General features: G+C 66.1%; 13 protein-coding genes. 9 read left to right on the forward strand and 4 right to left on the reverse strand.

Annotation, left to right across the window (positions count from 1 at the left end):
- Positions 1-9: 9 nt before the first annotated feature.
- From AC5Y4F_RS04550 to AC5Y4F_RS04560, 3 genes are read left to right on the forward strand one after another with little or no spacing between them, the layout of a single operon-like run.
- Complete coding sequence (locus AC5Y4F_RS04550) at positions 10-4,860, forward strand: NAD-glutamate dehydrogenase (RefSeq protein WP_067938906.1); 4,851 nt, start codon at positions 10-12, stop codon at positions 4,858-4,860.
- Positions 4,857-5,270, forward strand: coding sequence for an acyl-CoA thioesterase (locus AC5Y4F_RS04555; RefSeq protein WP_067938904.1), 414 nt, complete (start codon positions 4,857-4,859; stop codon positions 5,268-5,270). Before AC5Y4F_RS04550 ends, AC5Y4F_RS04555 begins: the two co-directional genes overlap by 4 nt.
- Complete coding sequence (locus AC5Y4F_RS04560; protein ID WP_499995305.1) at positions 5,258-5,929, forward strand: DUF8185 domain-containing protein; 672 nt, start codon at positions 5,258-5,260, stop codon at positions 5,927-5,929. Before AC5Y4F_RS04555 ends, AC5Y4F_RS04560 begins: the two co-directional genes overlap by 13 nt.
- A gap of 78 nt (positions 5,930-6,007) precedes the next feature.
- Here AC5Y4F_RS04560 and AC5Y4F_RS04565 read toward each other — a convergent pair whose 3' ends face one another.
- The 3 genes from AC5Y4F_RS04565 to AC5Y4F_RS04575 all read right to left on the reverse strand — a co-directional run bounded on the left by AC5Y4F_RS04565 (position 6,008) and on the right by AC5Y4F_RS04575 (position 9,094).
- Positions 6,008-7,024: a pyridine nucleotide-disulfide oxidoreductase gene (locus tag AC5Y4F_RS04565; RefSeq protein ID WP_499995779.1), complete on the reverse strand. Its 1,017-nt coding sequence runs from the start codon at positions 7,022-7,024 to the stop codon at positions 6,008-6,010.
- 83 nt (positions 7,025-7,107) lie between these two features.
- A complete protein-coding gene (locus tag AC5Y4F_RS04570; RefSeq protein ID WP_499995306.1) occupies positions 7,108-8,673 on the reverse strand; it encodes a glycoside hydrolase family 13 protein in 1,566 nt (521 codons plus the stop codon).
- A gap of 25 nt (positions 8,674-8,698) precedes the next feature.
- Positions 8,699-9,094, reverse strand: a complete 396-nt coding sequence (locus AC5Y4F_RS04575; protein WP_067351931.1) for a globin — start codon at positions 9,092-9,094, stop codon at positions 8,699-8,701.
- Between the two features lie 144 nt (positions 9,095-9,238).
- On the opposite strand from AC5Y4F_RS04575, the gene AC5Y4F_RS04580 reads away from it, so the two are divergent.
- The 3 genes from AC5Y4F_RS04580 to AC5Y4F_RS04590 all read left to right on the forward strand — a co-directional run bounded on the left by AC5Y4F_RS04580 (position 9,239) and on the right by AC5Y4F_RS04590 (position 10,645).
- On the forward strand, positions 9,239-9,886 hold the full coding sequence (locus AC5Y4F_RS04580; RefSeq protein WP_067938898.1) for an HNH endonuclease: 648 nt from the start codon (positions 9,239-9,241) through the stop codon (positions 9,884-9,886).
- 68 nt (positions 9,887-9,954) lie between these two features.
- A complete protein-coding gene (gene ctaJ / locus AC5Y4F_RS04585; protein ID WP_067938895.1) occupies positions 9,955-10,191 on the forward strand; it encodes an aa3-type cytochrome oxidase subunit CtaJ in 237 nt (78 codons plus the stop codon).
- A complete protein-coding gene (locus AC5Y4F_RS04590) occupies positions 10,178-10,645 on the forward strand; it encodes a DUF5130 domain-containing protein (RefSeq protein WP_067938891.1) in 468 nt (155 codons plus the stop codon). The genes ctaJ and AC5Y4F_RS04590 overlap by 14 nt, the downstream gene beginning before the upstream one ends.
- 22 nt (positions 10,646-10,667) lie before the next feature.
- Here the strand turns inward: AC5Y4F_RS04590 and pepN are convergent, their stop codons facing one another.
- Positions 10,668-13,247 carry an aminopeptidase N gene (gene pepN / locus AC5Y4F_RS04595; protein WP_499995308.1) on the reverse strand — a complete coding sequence of 860 codons (2,580 nt, stop codon included), beginning with the start codon at positions 13,245-13,247 and terminating at the stop codon, positions 10,668-10,670.
- A 91-nt stretch (positions 13,248-13,338) separates the two neighbouring features.
- Here pepN and AC5Y4F_RS04600 point away from each other — a divergent pair, with 91 nt between their 5' ends.
- Genes AC5Y4F_RS04600 through AC5Y4F_RS04610 form a run of 3 tightly spaced genes read left to right on the forward strand, consistent with a single transcriptional unit; the run spans position 13,339 to position 15,327 of the window.
- Positions 13,339-13,962 (forward strand): mycothiol-dependent nitroreductase Rv2466c family protein, encoded by a 624-nt coding sequence (locus AC5Y4F_RS04600; RefSeq protein WP_499995309.1) that lies wholly within the window; start codon positions 13,339-13,341, stop codon positions 13,960-13,962.
- Positions 13,963-14,022: 60 nt separating this feature from the next.
- The gene (locus AC5Y4F_RS04605) at positions 14,023-14,502 is read left to right on the forward strand and encodes a ribose-5-phosphate isomerase (RefSeq protein WP_067938878.1); all 480 of its coding nucleotides are present in this window, start codon (positions 14,023-14,025) and stop codon (positions 14,500-14,502) included.
- An 18-nt stretch (positions 14,503-14,520) separates the two neighbouring features.
- The gene (locus AC5Y4F_RS04610) at positions 14,521-15,327 is read left to right on the forward strand and encodes an Fpg/Nei family DNA glycosylase (RefSeq protein ID WP_499995310.1); all 807 of its coding nucleotides are present in this window, start codon (positions 14,521-14,523) and stop codon (positions 15,325-15,327) included.
- Positions 15,328-15,394: the final 67 nt, after the last annotated feature.

Below are 15,394 nucleotides of genomic sequence, written 5' to 3' on the forward strand. Positions count from 1 at the left end.
GCTATCGGCATGACGATCGATCCCGGAGCCAGACAAGGTCTCGAGCCGTGGACCAGCTTCACCCGGCAGCAGGACATTCCTGAGTGGATCTCGAAAGCCTACGTCGAGAGCTATCGGGGTCCGCATAGCGACGAGTCGGGGGGCGCGGAAACCAGACCCATCGACCTGACTGTGCCGGCGGCGATCGTGACCCCGGCCATGCTGAGCGCGCACTATCGCCTTGGCCTGCACCGCCCCGACGGAGAGAGTCGCGTCGCGGTGTACTCGGCGGAAGACCCAGCTGGCTTCGGGCCTGCCCTGCAAGTCGTCACCGATCACGGCGGCATGCTGATGGACTCCGTCACCGTGCTGTTGCACCGGCTCGGCGTCCCATACACGGCGATCATGACGCCGGTGTTCGAGGTGAAGCGCAGCCCCGAGGGCGACCTGCTGCGGGTCGAAGCCAAAGCGGAAGGCGCATCGCAATACGCCGGCGAGGCGTGGATACATGTGCAGCTGCTGCCGTCGGTCGACAGCAAGGGCCTCACCGAGGTCGAACGGCTGTTACCCAGGGTGCTGGCCGACGTTCAACAGGTCGCCAGCGACGCGGCGAGCCTGATCGCCGCGCTCAACGATCTGGCCGCGCAAGTCGAGGCCAACGCCGAGGACCACTTCTCGGCACCGGACCGCGACGACGTCGCGGCGCTGCTGCGCTGGCTGGGCAACGGCAACTTCCTACTGCTCGGCTATCAGCGCTGCCACGTGCACGACGGACAGGTCTCCGGCGACGGGACACCCGGCCTCGGCGTCCTGCGCACCCGCACCGGCTCGCGCCCCCGGCTGACCGACGACGGCAGACTGCTGGTGTTGGCGCAGTCCGTGGTGGGCAGCTATCTGCGCTACGGCGCCTACCCGTATGCGATCGCGGTTCGTGAATACGTAGACGGTGCCGTGATCGAGCACCGTTTCGTCGGCCTGTTCACGGTGGCCGCGATGAACGCCGATGTCCTTGAGATTCCGATGATTTCGCGCCGCGTGCGTGATGCGCTGGCGATGGCCGACAGTGACCCGATTCATCCGGGGCAGCTGCTGCTCGACGTCATTCAGACCGTTCCCCGCTCGGAGCTGTTCACCCTCGGTGCCGAACGACTGCTGGCGATGGCCAAGGCGGTAGTGGATCTGGGACCGCAACGAAACGCGTTGCTGTTTCTGCGCGCCGACCGCCTGCAGTATTTCGTTTCCTGCCTGGTGTATCTGCCCCGGGACCGCTACACCACCGCGGTGCGGCTGCAGATCGAGGACATCCTGGTGCGCGAATTCGGCGGCACCCGACTGGAATTCACTGCTCGGGTCAGTGAATCACCCTGGGCGCTAATGCATTTCATGGTTCGCCTGCCTTCCGATGGGCCCAGCGCCGCACCGGTCGACGTTTCCGAAGACAACCGGATCCGCATTCAGGCGTTGCTCAGTGAAGCCGCCCGTACCTGGACCGACCGACTGGTCGCGGCGGCCTCGGAAGGCTCGGCGGGGCACGCTGACGCCGAGTACTACGCGGCCGCCTTCCCCGAGGTCTACAAGCAGGCGGTCACCCCGGCCGATGCGATCGACCACATCGCCATCATCAATGAGCTGCAGGACAACTCGGTCAAGCTGGTGTTCGTCGAAAGCGATGACGGGACCGCGCAGCTGACCTGGTTCCTGGGCGGACGCACCGCCTCGCTGAGCGAGCTGCTGCCGATGCTGCAGAGCATGGGTGTGGTAGTGCTCGAGGAGCGCCCCTTTACGGTCAACCGACCCGACGGGCTGCCGGTGTGGATCTATCAGTTCAAGATCTCACCGCACCCGACCATCCAGCTGGCCTCGACGCAAGCCGAGCGCGACGCGATGGCCGAGTTGTTCGCGGACGCGGTCACCGCGATCTGGCAGGGCCGCCTCGAGATCGACCGGTTCAACGAGCTGGTGATGCGCGCGGGCCTTCGATGGCAACAGGTCGTGCTGCTGCGGGCCTACGCAAAGTATCTGCGACAGGCGAACTTTCCCTACAGCCAGTCCCACATAGAGTCGGTGCTCAACGAACACCCCTCGACCGCACGGTCGCTGGTCGCGCTCTTCGAGGCGCTGTTCGACCCCAGCCCCGATTCCTCGGCGAACCGCGATGCGCAGGCCGCCGCCGCGGCGGTCGCCGCCGACGTCGACGCACTGGTGGGGCTGGACACCGACCGCATTCTGCGTGCCTTCGCATCGCTTGTACAGGCTACCTTGCGCACCAATTACTTTGTCAGGAGCGAGGATTCGGCAAGGGCGCGCAATGTGCTGGCGATCAAGCTGGACGCCCAGCTGGTCGACGAACTACCACTGCCGCGCCCCAAATACGAGATCTTCGTCTACTCACCGCGCGTCGAAGGCGTGCACCTGCGGTTCGGACCGGTGGCCCGCGGTGGCCTGCGCTGGTCGGACCGTCGAGACGACTTCCGCACCGAGATCCTGGGCCTGGTCAAGGCGCAAGCGGTCAAGAACGCCGTCATCGTGCCGGTAGGCGCCAAGGGGGGATTCGTCCTCAAGCGGCCGCCGCTGCCCACCGGCGACGCCGCCGCCGATCGCGACGCCAGCCGCGCCGAGGGCGTCGCCTGCTATCAGCTGTTCATCTCCGGACTGCTCGACGTCACCGACAACGTCGACCATGCGACCGGAAAGGTCAGCCCGCCAAGGGACGTCGTCCGGCGCGATGGCGACGACGCCTACCTGGTGGTGGCGGCGGACAAAGGCACCGCCACCTTCTCCGACATCGCCAATGATGTCGCGAAGTCCTACGGCTTCTGGCTCGGCGACGCGTTCGCGTCCGGCGGGTCGGTCGGCTACGACCACAAGGCCATGGGTATCACCGCCCGGGGGGCCTGGGAGGCCGTCAAACGGCACTTCCGGGAGATGGATGTCGACACGCAGACCGAGGACTTCACCGTGGTCGGGATCGGCGATATGAGCGGCGACGTCTTCGGCAACGGCATGCTGCTGAGCAAGCACATCAAACTGCTCGCCGCCTTCGACCACCGGCACATCTTCCTAGACCCCGACCCCGACCCCGCGGGTTCGTGGGAAGAACGCAAGCGGATGTTCGACCTGCCGCGGTCCAGCTGGGAAGATTACGACACGTCGCTGATCAGCGACGGCGGCGGCGTGTACAGCCGTGAGCACAAGGCGATCCCGGTCAGCCCGCAGGTCCGCGACGCGTTAGGCATCGAGGGGTCGGACGAGGGGGTTATCGAGATGACCCCGCCGAATCTGATCAAGGCGATTTTGCAGGCGCCGGTGGATCTGCTGTTCAACGGCGGCATCGGCACCTACATCAAGGCGGAATCCGAATCCGACTCCGATGTCGGCGACCGCGCCAACGATCCGGTGCGGGTCAACGGAAGTCTAGTGCGCGCCAAGGTGATCGGCGAAGGCGGCAACCTCGGCGTGACCGCGCTGGGTCGCGTCGAGTTCGATTTGGCGGGTGGCCGGATCAATACCGACGCCGTGGACAACTCGGCCGGTGTGGACTGTTCGGACCACGAGGTCAACATCAAGATCTTGATCGACTCCCTGGTGACCGCCGGCAAGGTCAAGCCCGAAGAGCGCAAACCGCTGCTGGAATCGATGACCGACGAGGTCGCTCAGCTGGTGCTCGCCGACAATGCCGACCAGAACGATTTGATCGGCACCAGCCGGGCGAACGCTGCGAGCCTGCTGCCGGTGCACGCCAGGATGATTCAGTATCTGGTGGACCAGCGCGGCATCCACCGCGACCTGGAAGCTCTGCCGTCGGAGAAAGAGATCGCCCGGCGGGCCGAGGCAGGCATCGGGCTCACCTCACCGGAGATGTGCACCTTGATGGCGCACGTCAAGCTGGGGCTCAAGGAGGAGATGCTCGAGACCGAGCTGACCGAGCAGGATGTGTTCGCCTCGCGACTGCCCCTGTACTTCCCGAAACCCTTGCGGGAGCGGTTCACTCCGGAGATCCGCGCGCATCAGCTGCGGCGCGAGATCGTCACCACCATGCTGATCAACGACCTGGTGGACTCCGCCGGCATCAGCTACGCCTTCCGGATCGTCGAAGACGTCGGCGTCGGATCGGTCGACGCGGTGCGCACCTACGTCGCCACCGACGCGATCTTCGGGGTAGGAGCGACATGGCGGCACATCCGCGCTGCGAATCTACCCGTCGCACTGTCGGATCGGCTCACGCTGGACACCCGGCGGCTGATCGACCGTGCCGGACGCTGGCTGCTCAACTACCGCCCGCAGCCGCTGGCGGTCGGCGCCGAGATCAACCGGTTCGCCGCCAAGGTCCAGGCGCTGACGCCCCGCATGTCGGAGTGGCTGCGCGGCGACGACAAGGCCATCGTCGAAAAGGAAGCCGCGGAATTCACCTCCCAGGGTGCGCCCGAGGACCTCGCCTATTCGGTGGCCGCCGGGCTCTACCGCTTCAGCCTGCTCGACATCATCGACATCGGCGACATCAGTGACATCGATGCCGCCGAGGTCGCCGACACCTATTTCGCGCTCATGGACCGGCTCGGCACCGATGGCCTCTTGACCGCGGTATCCGAACTGCCCCGCCAGGACCGGTGGCACTCGTTGGCGCGCTTGGCGATTCGCGACGACATTTATGCGTCGTTGCGATCGCTGTGCTTCGATGTGCTCGCCGTAGGGGAGCCGGACGAAAGTGGTGAAGAGAAGATCGCCGAGTGGGAACACCTGAGTGCCTCCAGGGTCGAGCGGGCCCGCCGCACGCTCATCGAGATCCAGGAAAGCGGGAACAAGGATCTCGCCACGCTGTCAGTCGCCGCGCGACAAATCCGTCGCATGACCCGCACCAGTGGAAGAGGATCATCGAGTTGAGCGTCGGCTTTGTCGCGCCCGTGCCAGTGCGCTGGTCGGACATCGACATGTATCAGCACATCAACCACGCCACCATGGTCACGATCCTGGAGGAGGCGCGTGTCCAATTCCTGCGCGAAGCGTTCGAGGTCGACATCAGAACCATCGGGTTGCTCATCGCCGAAGTCAAGGTGACATACAAAGACCAGCTGCGCCTGGTGGATTCGCCGCTGCAGGTCACCATGTGGACCAAGCGGTTGCGGGCGGTCGACTTTACGCTGGGCTACGAGGTGCGCTCGGTCGCCGCGGCTACCGAGTCGAAGCCCGCCGTCATCGCCGAGTCGCAATTGGCCGCCGTGCACATCGAGGAGCAGCGACTGGTGCGCCTCTCGCCACAACACCGGGAGTATCTGCAGCGGTGGATCAGGTAGCCGACCGGGGTCTATGGCTGGGCGCCGACGCCAGGGACGCCCACCGCACGGATCTCGCCGCCTTCGTCGACCGCGCGCTGCGACTCGATGAAGCCGCGATCATCCGATTTCGAACCCGATCCCCGGGGTTGCTGACCGCCTGGGTCGCAACGGGTTTCGACGTGCTGGCCAGCCGGGTAGTGGTCGGCGAGGTGCGGCCGGGCGATCTCTCGGTGGCCGCGGATGCGCTGGCGCGCGGCCTTTCCGCGATGGGTGCCTCGGGTTACGTCGATCCCGGCTTCGCGATGGATTCCGCGTGGCGGGGTGCGTTGCCGCCGGAATCCGGCTTCACCCATCTCGAAGACATACCGGCCCGGGTGGTGCTGGACTTGGCGCAACGCGGCGCCGAACTTGCCAAGCAGCACGGCAGTTCTCATGGCCCGCCTTCCTCGCTGCTCGATCAGGTGGTCATTCAGGTCAGCTCGGCCGACGTGCAGGTGGGACTGCCCATGCGCTGCGTGTTCGCGTTGACCGCGATGGGGTTTCTGCCGCAGGCGCCCGATGCGGTCGCCGCCGACGAGTTCATCCGGGTCCGGATACTGCCGACGTGGTTGCGTCTGGACGCCCGGTTCGGTTCGGTGTATCGCCGCCGCGGCGATCCCGCGCTGTTGCTCGGCTGACGCGACCGGCCCTGGTCGATTTTGCAAACGGATCACGCTGAGTTTAAAGCGATTGCGGACCGGGATCGCTCGCGATGCTCAGGGGCCGTAGAGCAGCCACAGCGGCAGGACGGCGTCGAGATGGTCCATGAATTTCTTCAGGCCCACCCGAAACTGCCCGTATCCGTACGGGTCTTCGGCGTACTGGGGGAAGGCGATGCCCACCCCGAACAGGCCGGGGGCCAGTATTCCGTTGGTGCGGTTGTGGTCCAGCTGCCCCCACTGCGGGGTCTCGGGTAGCTTCCTGCGCTGGAAACCGACGGTGTAGACGACGCGATCGCACTGCGCCAGTTTCTCGTCGAATTCCGGGCTCGATACCCAGCACCGCTCGAGCCGGTCGGGAAGCGCCCCGTCAATGTTCTCACGAGCCCAGACGGCGGCCTGGCCCTTCAGCCCGGTGTCGTCGAACAGGATCCAATCCTCAAAGTAGACAGCGTATTTCAGTGGGCTCCGATAGAAATTAACGATGTGCTTGACGGGATGGCGCAGGAGGTTCGGCAGCACGATCATCGACGAGTGCGACGAGCCGAACACGGCGACCGTCGCGCCCTCGAGTTGTTCTTCGGCCAGCTTGCCGGGATCCAGTGCGACCTGGACGGGGATCTCCTGGAGGTCGGGGTGGCAAAGTTTTTTCGGATCCGCGCCGACGGCCAGGATCACATTCTTGGCGGAGACGTCGCTTTGTTGCGTCTCGATCCGCCATTGCCTGTTCTCCAAGAACAGCGCGGTGGCGGTCGTCGCGATGCTGTCGACCTGCCCGCGTAGCTGCTCGGTGATCCACACCAGGGGTTCGGCGACGAGACCGAGCGCACAGGTCTCCTGCGGATCGATCTCCTTGAGCGGCATTGGCGGTGCATCGGAGAACCGAAATGCCTTGGAGCCGTTGAAGTATTCGAGAAAGAGCGCCACATGGGTGTTGCTGGAAACAGACCGCCACCGTTGGCCGATGTCGCCGCCGGCGAAGGCCGGATCAATCCAGGCGATCCGTTCGCCCGCGATTCCGTGATCCAGCAGCCTTCCCACCGCGGCGATGCCCGCCGCCCCGGCACCGATCACTGTCCATTCGTAGCAAGCCATCCACAACATATAGAGCAGTCCGTCGCGAAATGCTCACCGGGCTTCGCGGCCGACCCAGCCGGCTACGCCAGCCAGGCCGCGGAGTCCGGTGGCAGTTTGCCTTCCAGCAGCGGCGCGCTGGCCAGGATCAACTCGCCGGGGGGCAGGGTCGTCGGCGATTCACCGCTGTTCAGCGCGCAGATCAGCCCACCGGGGCGCCGGAAGATCACCGTATCGCCGGACGCATCCAGCCACTCGATGCGCTCGCCATCGAATTCCACGCGGCGCTTTCGCAATTCGAGCGCCCGCTGGAAGAACGACAAGGTGGAGTCGGGATCGCCGCTCTGCTTCTCGACGGTCAACGCCGCCCAGCTTTCCGGCATCGGCAGCCACGTCTGCGACGACGACGAGAACCCGAACGGGGGCTGCTCGCCGGACCACGGCATCGGTACCCGACACTTGTCGCGGCCCCGCTCGGTATGTCCGGACCGGTCCCAGGTCGGGTCCTGCAGCACCTCCTCGGGCAGATCCAGCACGTCGGGCAGGCCCAACTCTTCGCCGTTGTAAATGAACACCGTGCCCGGCAGGGCGAGCATTGCCATCGCCATAGCCCGCGCCCTGCGCAGCCCGACGTCGCCGCCGCCGTAGCGAGTCACCTCGCGGTCCACGTCGTGGTTCGACAGTGTCCAGGTCGGGACGGCGTCATAGATCGCGGTGGTCGCAAGTGAGTTCTCGATGGCGTCATGGATTTGGTCGGCTTCGAAGTCGATCTTGGTCAACCGGAAATTGAAGCCGAGGTGCAGTTCGTCAGGCCGCAGGTACTCGGCCCACTGCAGGTTGTCCAACACCCACACCTCGCCAATGGTCACCGCCCCGGGATACTCGTCGACGACCTTGCGGATTTTGCGGTGAATGTCGTGTACGGCCGCGTTGTTGAAACGCGGGTCGTCGTCGGTGTGGCTGAGCACCTTGACGCCGGCCTTGGCGTCGGGCAGGCCGGGCGGCTTGGCCATCCCGTGCGCGACGTCGATACGGAAGCCGTCGACCCCACGATCGAGCCAGAACCGCAGCGATGTCGCGAAGTCCTCGAAGACCTCCGGGTTCTCCCAGTTCAGATCCGGCTGCTCGGTGTCGAAAAGGTGCAGGTAGTACTGGCCGGGTTTGCCATCCGGCTCGACCACCTGCGTCCAGGCCGACCCGCCGAAGACCGACGTCCAGTTGTTCGGCGGCAGAGCCCCACCGGTCCCCCTGCCGTCACGGAAGTAGTAGCGCTCCCGGGCGTCGGTGCCGGGGCCGGCGGCCAGCGCCGCCTGGAACCACGGGTGCGCGGAGCTGGTGTGGTTGGGCACCACGTCCATCGTGATCTTGATGCCCCGCTGGTGCGCCTCCTCGATCAGCCGATCGATCGCGGACATCCCGCCGAACAGCGGGTCGATGTCGCGCGGATCGGCGACGTCATACCCGTGGTCGGCCATCGGTGAGACGGTGACCGGGCTGAGCCAAATGGCATCGATTCCCAGCCGCTCCAGGTGATCCAGGTGGGCGACGATTCCGTCGATGTCGCCGACGCCGTCACCGTTGCTGTCGGCGAACGATCGCGGATATACCTGGTAAAAGACCGCGTTCGACCACCATGCGGCGGGGCTCATGCTGCTCCGTTCGGTTGCGAGGTATCTAGAAGGGCGAATTGACCAGTGAGTCGGCAGCCATCTCCAGATAGTTGAGCAACTCGCGCCGGTGCTCGTCATCGAGCGTCTGCGAATCGATCGACGCGACCGCCGTGTGCATGCACCGCAGCCACGCGTCACGCGCCAGGGGAGTGATCCGGAAGGGCACGTGACGCATCCGCAGCCGGGGGTGGCCGCGTCGGTCGGAGTAGGTGCGCGGACCGCCCCAGTACTGCTCTAGGAACATTCGCAAGCGTTCCTCGGCGCCCTCGAGATCGTCCAGCGGGTACAGCTCACGCAGGATCTCGTCTTCGGGAACCTGCGCGTAGAAGCGGGACACGATCGCGTGGAATGTCTCGGCACCGCCGACCGCGTCGTAGAAGGACTCTGTTACCTGATCCATCGCCGTCCATTGTGGTGCATCCTCGCGGCGCCACTCGGACGCGGCCCGGCCCCATGCCTGGTGTTCACCGGATCGACACGGCGTTCACCTGCCAAGAGGGGTGCGATTGGCGCCGAATCATGGTGGACTGTTCGCGGAGGATCTATGGCGCAGGGCAAAAGACGCCGCAGCCACCGCAGTCAGGTAGCCGCGGCTGGGTTAACGGGACCCACAACCGTGTCGTCGCTGCATAGCCTGGAGATCCATCCGCCCGCCCGCGCGGAGGGCGCTTCCATCTGGAGCCGCCGGCGGGTTCTGCTACTGAATTCCACCTATGAGCCGCTGACCGCGCTGCCCGTGCGCCGGGCGATCGTCATGGTGATCTGTGGAAAGGCCGACGTGGTCCACCACGATCCGGCCGGGCCGGTCATCCACTCGGCGACCCGCTCGATCGTGGTGCCCTCGGTGATCCAGCTGCGGTCTTATGTCCGCGTCCCCTACCGGGCGCGCGTCCCGATGACCCGCGCCGCGCTGATGCACCGCGATCGGTTCTGCTGCGCCTATTGCGGCGCGAAGGCGGACACCGTCGACCATGTGCTGCCCCGCAGCCGCGGCGGTGATCATTCCTGGGAGAACTGCGTCGCGTGCTGCTCGACCTGCAACCACCACAAGGGCGACAAGCTGCTCAGCGAGCTCGGCTGGTCCCTGCGCCGCCCGCCGTTGCCGCCGACCGGGCAGCACTGGCGGCTGCTGTCGACGGTCAAGGAGCTGGATCCGGCTTGGGCCCGATACCTCGGCGAGGGCGCGGCCTGATCGGCGAATCCGGTGTCCGGTCGCGCCGCTAGATCCCTTCGTGGGATACGGTTTGCGTCGTGAGTCCTATGCATGTCCATCTGTTCATCGTCGGAATACCGCTGTTGCTGGTGATCGTGCTGTCGGTGCTGATCTGGTCCCACAAGGGACCGCACCCAGCGGCCTACAAGTTGGGCGAGAAGTGGACGCATCCGCCGATCCTGTGGGCTGCTACCGGCGAAGACGTGGGCCACGCCCACGGCGGACACGGTGAGCACGGTACGTCGGAATTCGCGGTCGGAGGTGGCGCCAGTGGCACGTGGTGAGGTAGCGACGAAGGAACCCACCGAGCTGCCGCCCGGCTGGGTGGTCACCACGAGCGGACGGATCTCCGGCGTCACCGAGCCGGGTGAACTGTCGGTGCAATTCCCGTTTTCGACCAAAGACCTGGTCGCCGTGGACGACGCGCTGAAATTCGGCTCCCGGGCGTCCAAGACGCGCTTCGCGATCTATCTAGGCGACCTGGGCGGCGACACCGCCGCGCGCGCCCGTGAGATCTTGGCCGACGTGCCGACGCCGGACAACGCGGTGCTTTTGGCCGTTTCACCCGATCAGAAGGTCATCGAGGTGGTCTACGGCAAGCAGGTTCGTGGCCGCGGCGCCGAGTCGGCCGCACCGCTGGGCGTCGCCGCCGCATCTTCGGCGTTCGAGCGGGGCGATTTGGTCGACGGGCTGGTCAGCGCGATCCGCGTGCTGAGCGCCGGGATTTCACCGGCCTAGCCGTTAGTCCTGCGGCTGGGGCTCAGCGGTCGCCGGCGTCGAATTGGCGCGCCCGCAACGAACGCTTCACCCCGGCTTGGCCCTCGAGCACGAGGCGTCGCAACGCGGCCGGCACCTGTGGGTCGGACAGGAACTTGTCTGCCGCGGCGACGCCGTCGTCGCTGATGTCCCAATGCGGGTAGAGGCCGACCACGACGGTCTGGGCCACCTCGCTGGACCGGCGGGCCCAGACTCCGGAGATCGCCTCGAAATAGCGCGGGGTGAACGGCTTGAGCAACTCCGCCTGCCCAGGCGGGGCGATGCCCGCGATGATCGAGCGGGCGGTGATGTTCGCCATGGTGTCGTCCTCGACCACCGTCGTCCAGGCTGCCTCTTTGACTTGCAACTGAGGTCGAGCTGTCGCGGCCTGGGCGCCGTGGCGCTTGCCCGCGGCGGTCGGGTCGCGCTGAATCTCGGCGTCGATGAACGGTGTCGCGAGCCCGTCGGCGTCGATCTCGCCCGCGCCGGCCAGCGCCGTCACGATCCGCCACCGCAGGTCCGTGTCGATTTCGAGGCCGGGCAGCCCCAAGTCGGCGGGGTCGCGGTCGAGCAGGTCCGTCAGCGTCACGACGTGCCGGGTGGACAGCAGCGACGAGCACAGCGTGTTGACGAACGCGAGTTGGTGATCCGAACCGGGCTGCGCGCCGCGAGCCAACTCCAGTAACCGGTCGGCGAACTGTGGCCAGCCGTGCTCGCGCGCCCATCCCTGTTCGGCGTACGACGTCAGCGCGGTCTGCGCCTGTAGCAGCAGCCGCTGCGCCACGCCGACCTCGGACTCGGCGTGCACTCCGCCCGCGACCAGGGCCACGAAGTCGCGGGCGCGCAGCTCGGCCTCGCGCGTCATCTCCCAGGCGGCCGACCAAACCAGCGACCGCGGCAGCGGCTCGGCGATGTCGGCGATGCGCTCCAGCGCAGTGCGTAGCGATTCGGCGTCCAGCCGCAACGAGCAATACGTCAGGTCGTCGTCATTGACCAGCACCAGCTGGCCTCGCGAAACACCAAGCAGCGCAGGGACTTCCGTTACGGGGCCCTCAACGTCGAGTTCTTCGCGGTGCACCCGCACCAGCTTCCCGGTTGCGTCGGCGTCGTAGACCCCGACCGCCAACCGGTGCACTCGGGTTTCGCCGGCACCCGGGGCAGCTCCGCTCTGGGTCACCGCGAACCGGGTGAACTTGCCGTTGCTGTCGACGTCGAACTCCGGTCGCAACGTGTTCAGTCCAGTCGTTTTCAGCCACTGCTGACCCCAGTCGGACAGATCCCGTCCCGACGCCTGCTCCAGGGCGGCGACCAGATCGTCGAAGGTGGCGTTGCCGAAGGCGTGGGCGCGAAAGTAATCGCGCAGCCCGGCTAGGAAGTGCTCGAGCCCGACATAGGCGACGAGCTGCTTGAGCACCGAAGCGCCTTTGGCATAGGTGATGCCGTCGAAGTTGACCTCGACCGCGGCCAGGTCGGGGATGTCGGCCGCGATCGGGTGCGTCGACGGCAATTGATCCTGACGGTAGGCCCACGACTTCTCGACCGTCGCGAACGTCGTCCAGGCCTCGGTGAATTCGGTTGCCTCGGCTTGGCATAGCACCGAGGCGAAGGTTGCGAACGACTCGTTCAGCCACAGGTCGTCCCACCAGGCCATGGTGACCAGGTCCCCGAACCACATGTGCGCCATCTCGTGCAGCACGGTCTCTGCGCGCCGCTCATAGGAGGCCCGGGTGACCTTGCTGCGAAAGACGTAATCCTCCAGGAACGTCACCGCGCCCGCGTTCTCCATTGCGCCGGCGTTGAATTCGGGGACGAACAGCTGATCGTATTTCCCGAATGCGTAGGGCATGCCGAAGTTCTTGTGGTAGAAACCGAATCCCTGCTTGGTCTGGGTGAACAACCGCTCGGCGTCCATGTGTTTGGCCAGCGAGGACCGGCAGAAGATGCCCAGCGGGATCTCGCCGTGCTCGTCGGTGTAGGAATCGTTCCACTCGGCGTATGGGCCGGCGATCAAGGCGACCAGGTAGGTGCTCATCCGCGGCGTGGTCGCAAAGATGTGCAGCCCGTCGTTGACCGACACCGTCACGCCATTGGAGATCACCTTCCAATGCGTGGGTGCCGTCACCCGCACGTCGAACGTCGCCTTCAGGTCGGGCTGGTCGAAGCACGCGAACATGCGCTTGGCATCGGCGGTTTCGAACTGCGAGTACAGGTAGGTCTCGTTGTCGACCGGGTCGACGAACCGATGCAGACCCTCACCGGTGTTGGAGTAGCGGCAGTCCGCGTCGACCACGACGACGTTGCGGTCGGCCAGCCCGGACAGCGGGATACCCGTCGACTCGTCGTAGCCGGAGACGTCCAGATCGCGTCCGTTGAGCGTGGCGCCGCGGATGGTGTCGGCGGCGATGTCGATGACCGAGTCGGCCCCGGCGAGCGCGTCGAACACCACCGTGGTGACGGAGCGAAAGGTCCGTTCGCCGGGACCGCCGGAGCCGTCGGTGAGGTCGAGGTCGATTTGATAGCTGGCGACAGTGATCAGGGCGGCGCGCTCGACGGCTTGTTCGCGGGTGAGGTTTGGGAGAGCCACGTGTCCAACTTACGGGTCGGGCAGATCGGGAACAGGACGCAGACGCCTACGGTTGTGCTGATCAGACTTTTACCTCATGAAAGGATCCGTCATGCCTGACACCGCCGCCGCGAAGAACAAGGCCGACTTCTGGTTCGATCCGCTGTGTCCGTGGGCGTGGATCACCTCGCGCTGGATTCTCGAGGTGGAGAAGGTTCGTGACATCGAGGTCAATTTCCACGTGATGAGCCTGGCGGTGCTCAACGAAAACCGCGAAGACCTGCCTGAGCAATATCGCGAGAACATGAAGCGGGCATGGGGTCCGGTGCGGGTTGCGATCGCCGCCGAGCAGGCCCACGGCGCCGAGGTGCTGCGGCCGCTGTACACCGCGATGGGGACGCGGATCCACAACGAGGGCAACAAAGAGCTCGAGGACGTGATCAAACTGGCGCTGGCCGACGCGGACCTGCCGGCCGAGTTGGCGGAGGCCGCCAACAGCGAGGAATACGACGAGGCGCTGCGCAAGAGCCACCACGCCGGCATGGACGCGGTGGGCGACGATGTCGGCACGCCGACCATTCACGTCAACGATGTGGCGTTCTTCGGGCCGGTGCTCTCCAAGATTCCGCGCGGCGAGGAAGCGGGCAAGCTGTGGGACGCCTCGGTCACCTTCGCGTCCTACCCACACTTCTTCGAGCTCAAGCGCACTCGCACCGAGAAGCCCGAATTCGACTAGACCGATCGGGTCGCGATCGCAGCCACCGGCGCGGCGGGTGGCTATGTAAGGATTGCGGGCATGCGCGTCTACCTCGGCTCTGACCATGCCGGATTCGAGCTCAAACAGCAGATCATCGACCACCTGAAAAAAGCCGGGCACGAGCCGATCGATTGCGGCGCCTTCAGCTACGACGCCGAAGACGATTACCCCGCCTTCTGTATCGCCGCCGCCACGCGCACCGTCGCCGATCCCGACAGCCTGGGCATCGTGCTGGGCGGGTCCGGCAACGGCGAGCAGATCGCCGCCAACAAGGTCCCGGGCGCCCGGTGCGCGCTGGCCTGGAGCGTCGAAACGGCCACGCTGGCCCGTGAACACAACAACGCCCAACTGATCGGCATCGGCGGTCGCATGCACACCGTGGCCGAGGCGCTGGCCATCGTCGATACCTTCTTGACCACTCCGTGGTCGAAAGCCGAACGCCACCAACGGCGTATCGACATACTCGCCGAATACGAACGAACCCATCAAGCCCCGCCGGTGCCCGGCGCCGCCGACTGACGCAGGAAAGGTCTGCACGTGCCCGAAGGGCATACCCTGCACCGGCTCGCCCGCCTCCACCAACGCCGTTACGCCGGTGCCCCCGTCGCGGTGTCCAGCCCACAGGGCCGTTTCGCCGATTCGGCCGCGGTGGTCGACGGGCGGGTGCTGCAGCGCACCAGCGCGTGGGGCAAACACCTGTTCCACCACTACACCGGCGGCCCGATAGTGCACGTGCATCTCGGGCTGTACGGGGCCTTCACCGAATGGGAACGGCCCGGCGACGGGCTGTTTCCCGAGGCGGTCGGGCAAGTGCGAATGCGCATGATCGGCGTCGATCACGGCACCGACCTGCGTGGCCCGACGGTGTGCGAGGTCGTCGACGAAGGTCAGGTCAGCGCAGTCTTGGCCAGGCTGGGCCCCGACCCGCTGCGTAGCGACGCCGATCCGTCGTGGGCGTGGAAGCGGATCGCCAAGTCCCGCAGGCCCATTGGCGCACTGCTGATGGATCAGACGGTGATGGCCGGCGTGGGCAACGTGTATCGCAGCGAGTTGTTGTTCCGCCACCGGATCCACCCGTTCCGCCCCGGCCGCAAGGTCGGCGAGGACGAGTTCGAGGCGGCCTGGATCGATCTGGTCGCGCTGATGAAGGTCGGATTGCGTCGTGGCAAGATCATCGTGGTGCGGCCCGAGCACGACCACGGCGCACCGTCGTATCGGCCCGATCGGCCGCGCACCTACGTCTATCGACGTGCCGGCGAACCCTGCCGGGTGTCGGGTGATCCGATCCGCACGACAGTGCTGGAGGGCCGAAACGTCTTCTGGTGCCCTACCTGCCAAAAGTGAGCCGGCTCGCCGGCGCAACCGCAGCGGGGACGACACGGTGCGGACCGGCAGACCCGAAACCTGGCAC

Source organism: Mycobacterium sp. NGS56, from assembly GCF_059812425.1.

Coding starts and splice junctions, on each gene's coding strand:
- AC5Y4F_RS04605 (WP_067938878.1), top strand. CDS start 14,023: ATGCGCGTCTACCTCGGCTCTGACCATGCCGGATTCGAGCTCAAACAG.
- AC5Y4F_RS04580 (WP_067938898.1), top strand. CDS start 9,239: ATGGCGCAGGGCAAAAGACGCCGCAGCCACCGCAGTCAGGTAGCCGCG.
- AC5Y4F_RS04570 (WP_499995306.1), bottom strand. CDS start 8,673: ATGAGCCCCGCCGCATGGTGGTCGAACGCGGTCTTTTACCAGGTATAT.
- AC5Y4F_RS04600 (WP_499995309.1), top strand. CDS start 13,339: ATGCCTGACACCGCCGCCGCGAAGAACAAGGCCGACTTCTGGTTCGAT.
- ctaJ (WP_067938895.1), top strand. CDS start 9,955: ATGCATGTCCATCTGTTCATCGTCGGAATACCGCTGTTGCTGGTGATC.
- AC5Y4F_RS04575 (WP_067351931.1), bottom strand. CDS start 9,094: ATGGATCAGGTAACAGAGTCCTTCTACGACGCGGTCGGCGGTGCCGAG.
- AC5Y4F_RS04550 (WP_067938906.1), top strand. CDS start 10: ATGACGATCGATCCCGGAGCCAGACAAGGTCTCGAGCCGTGGACCAGC.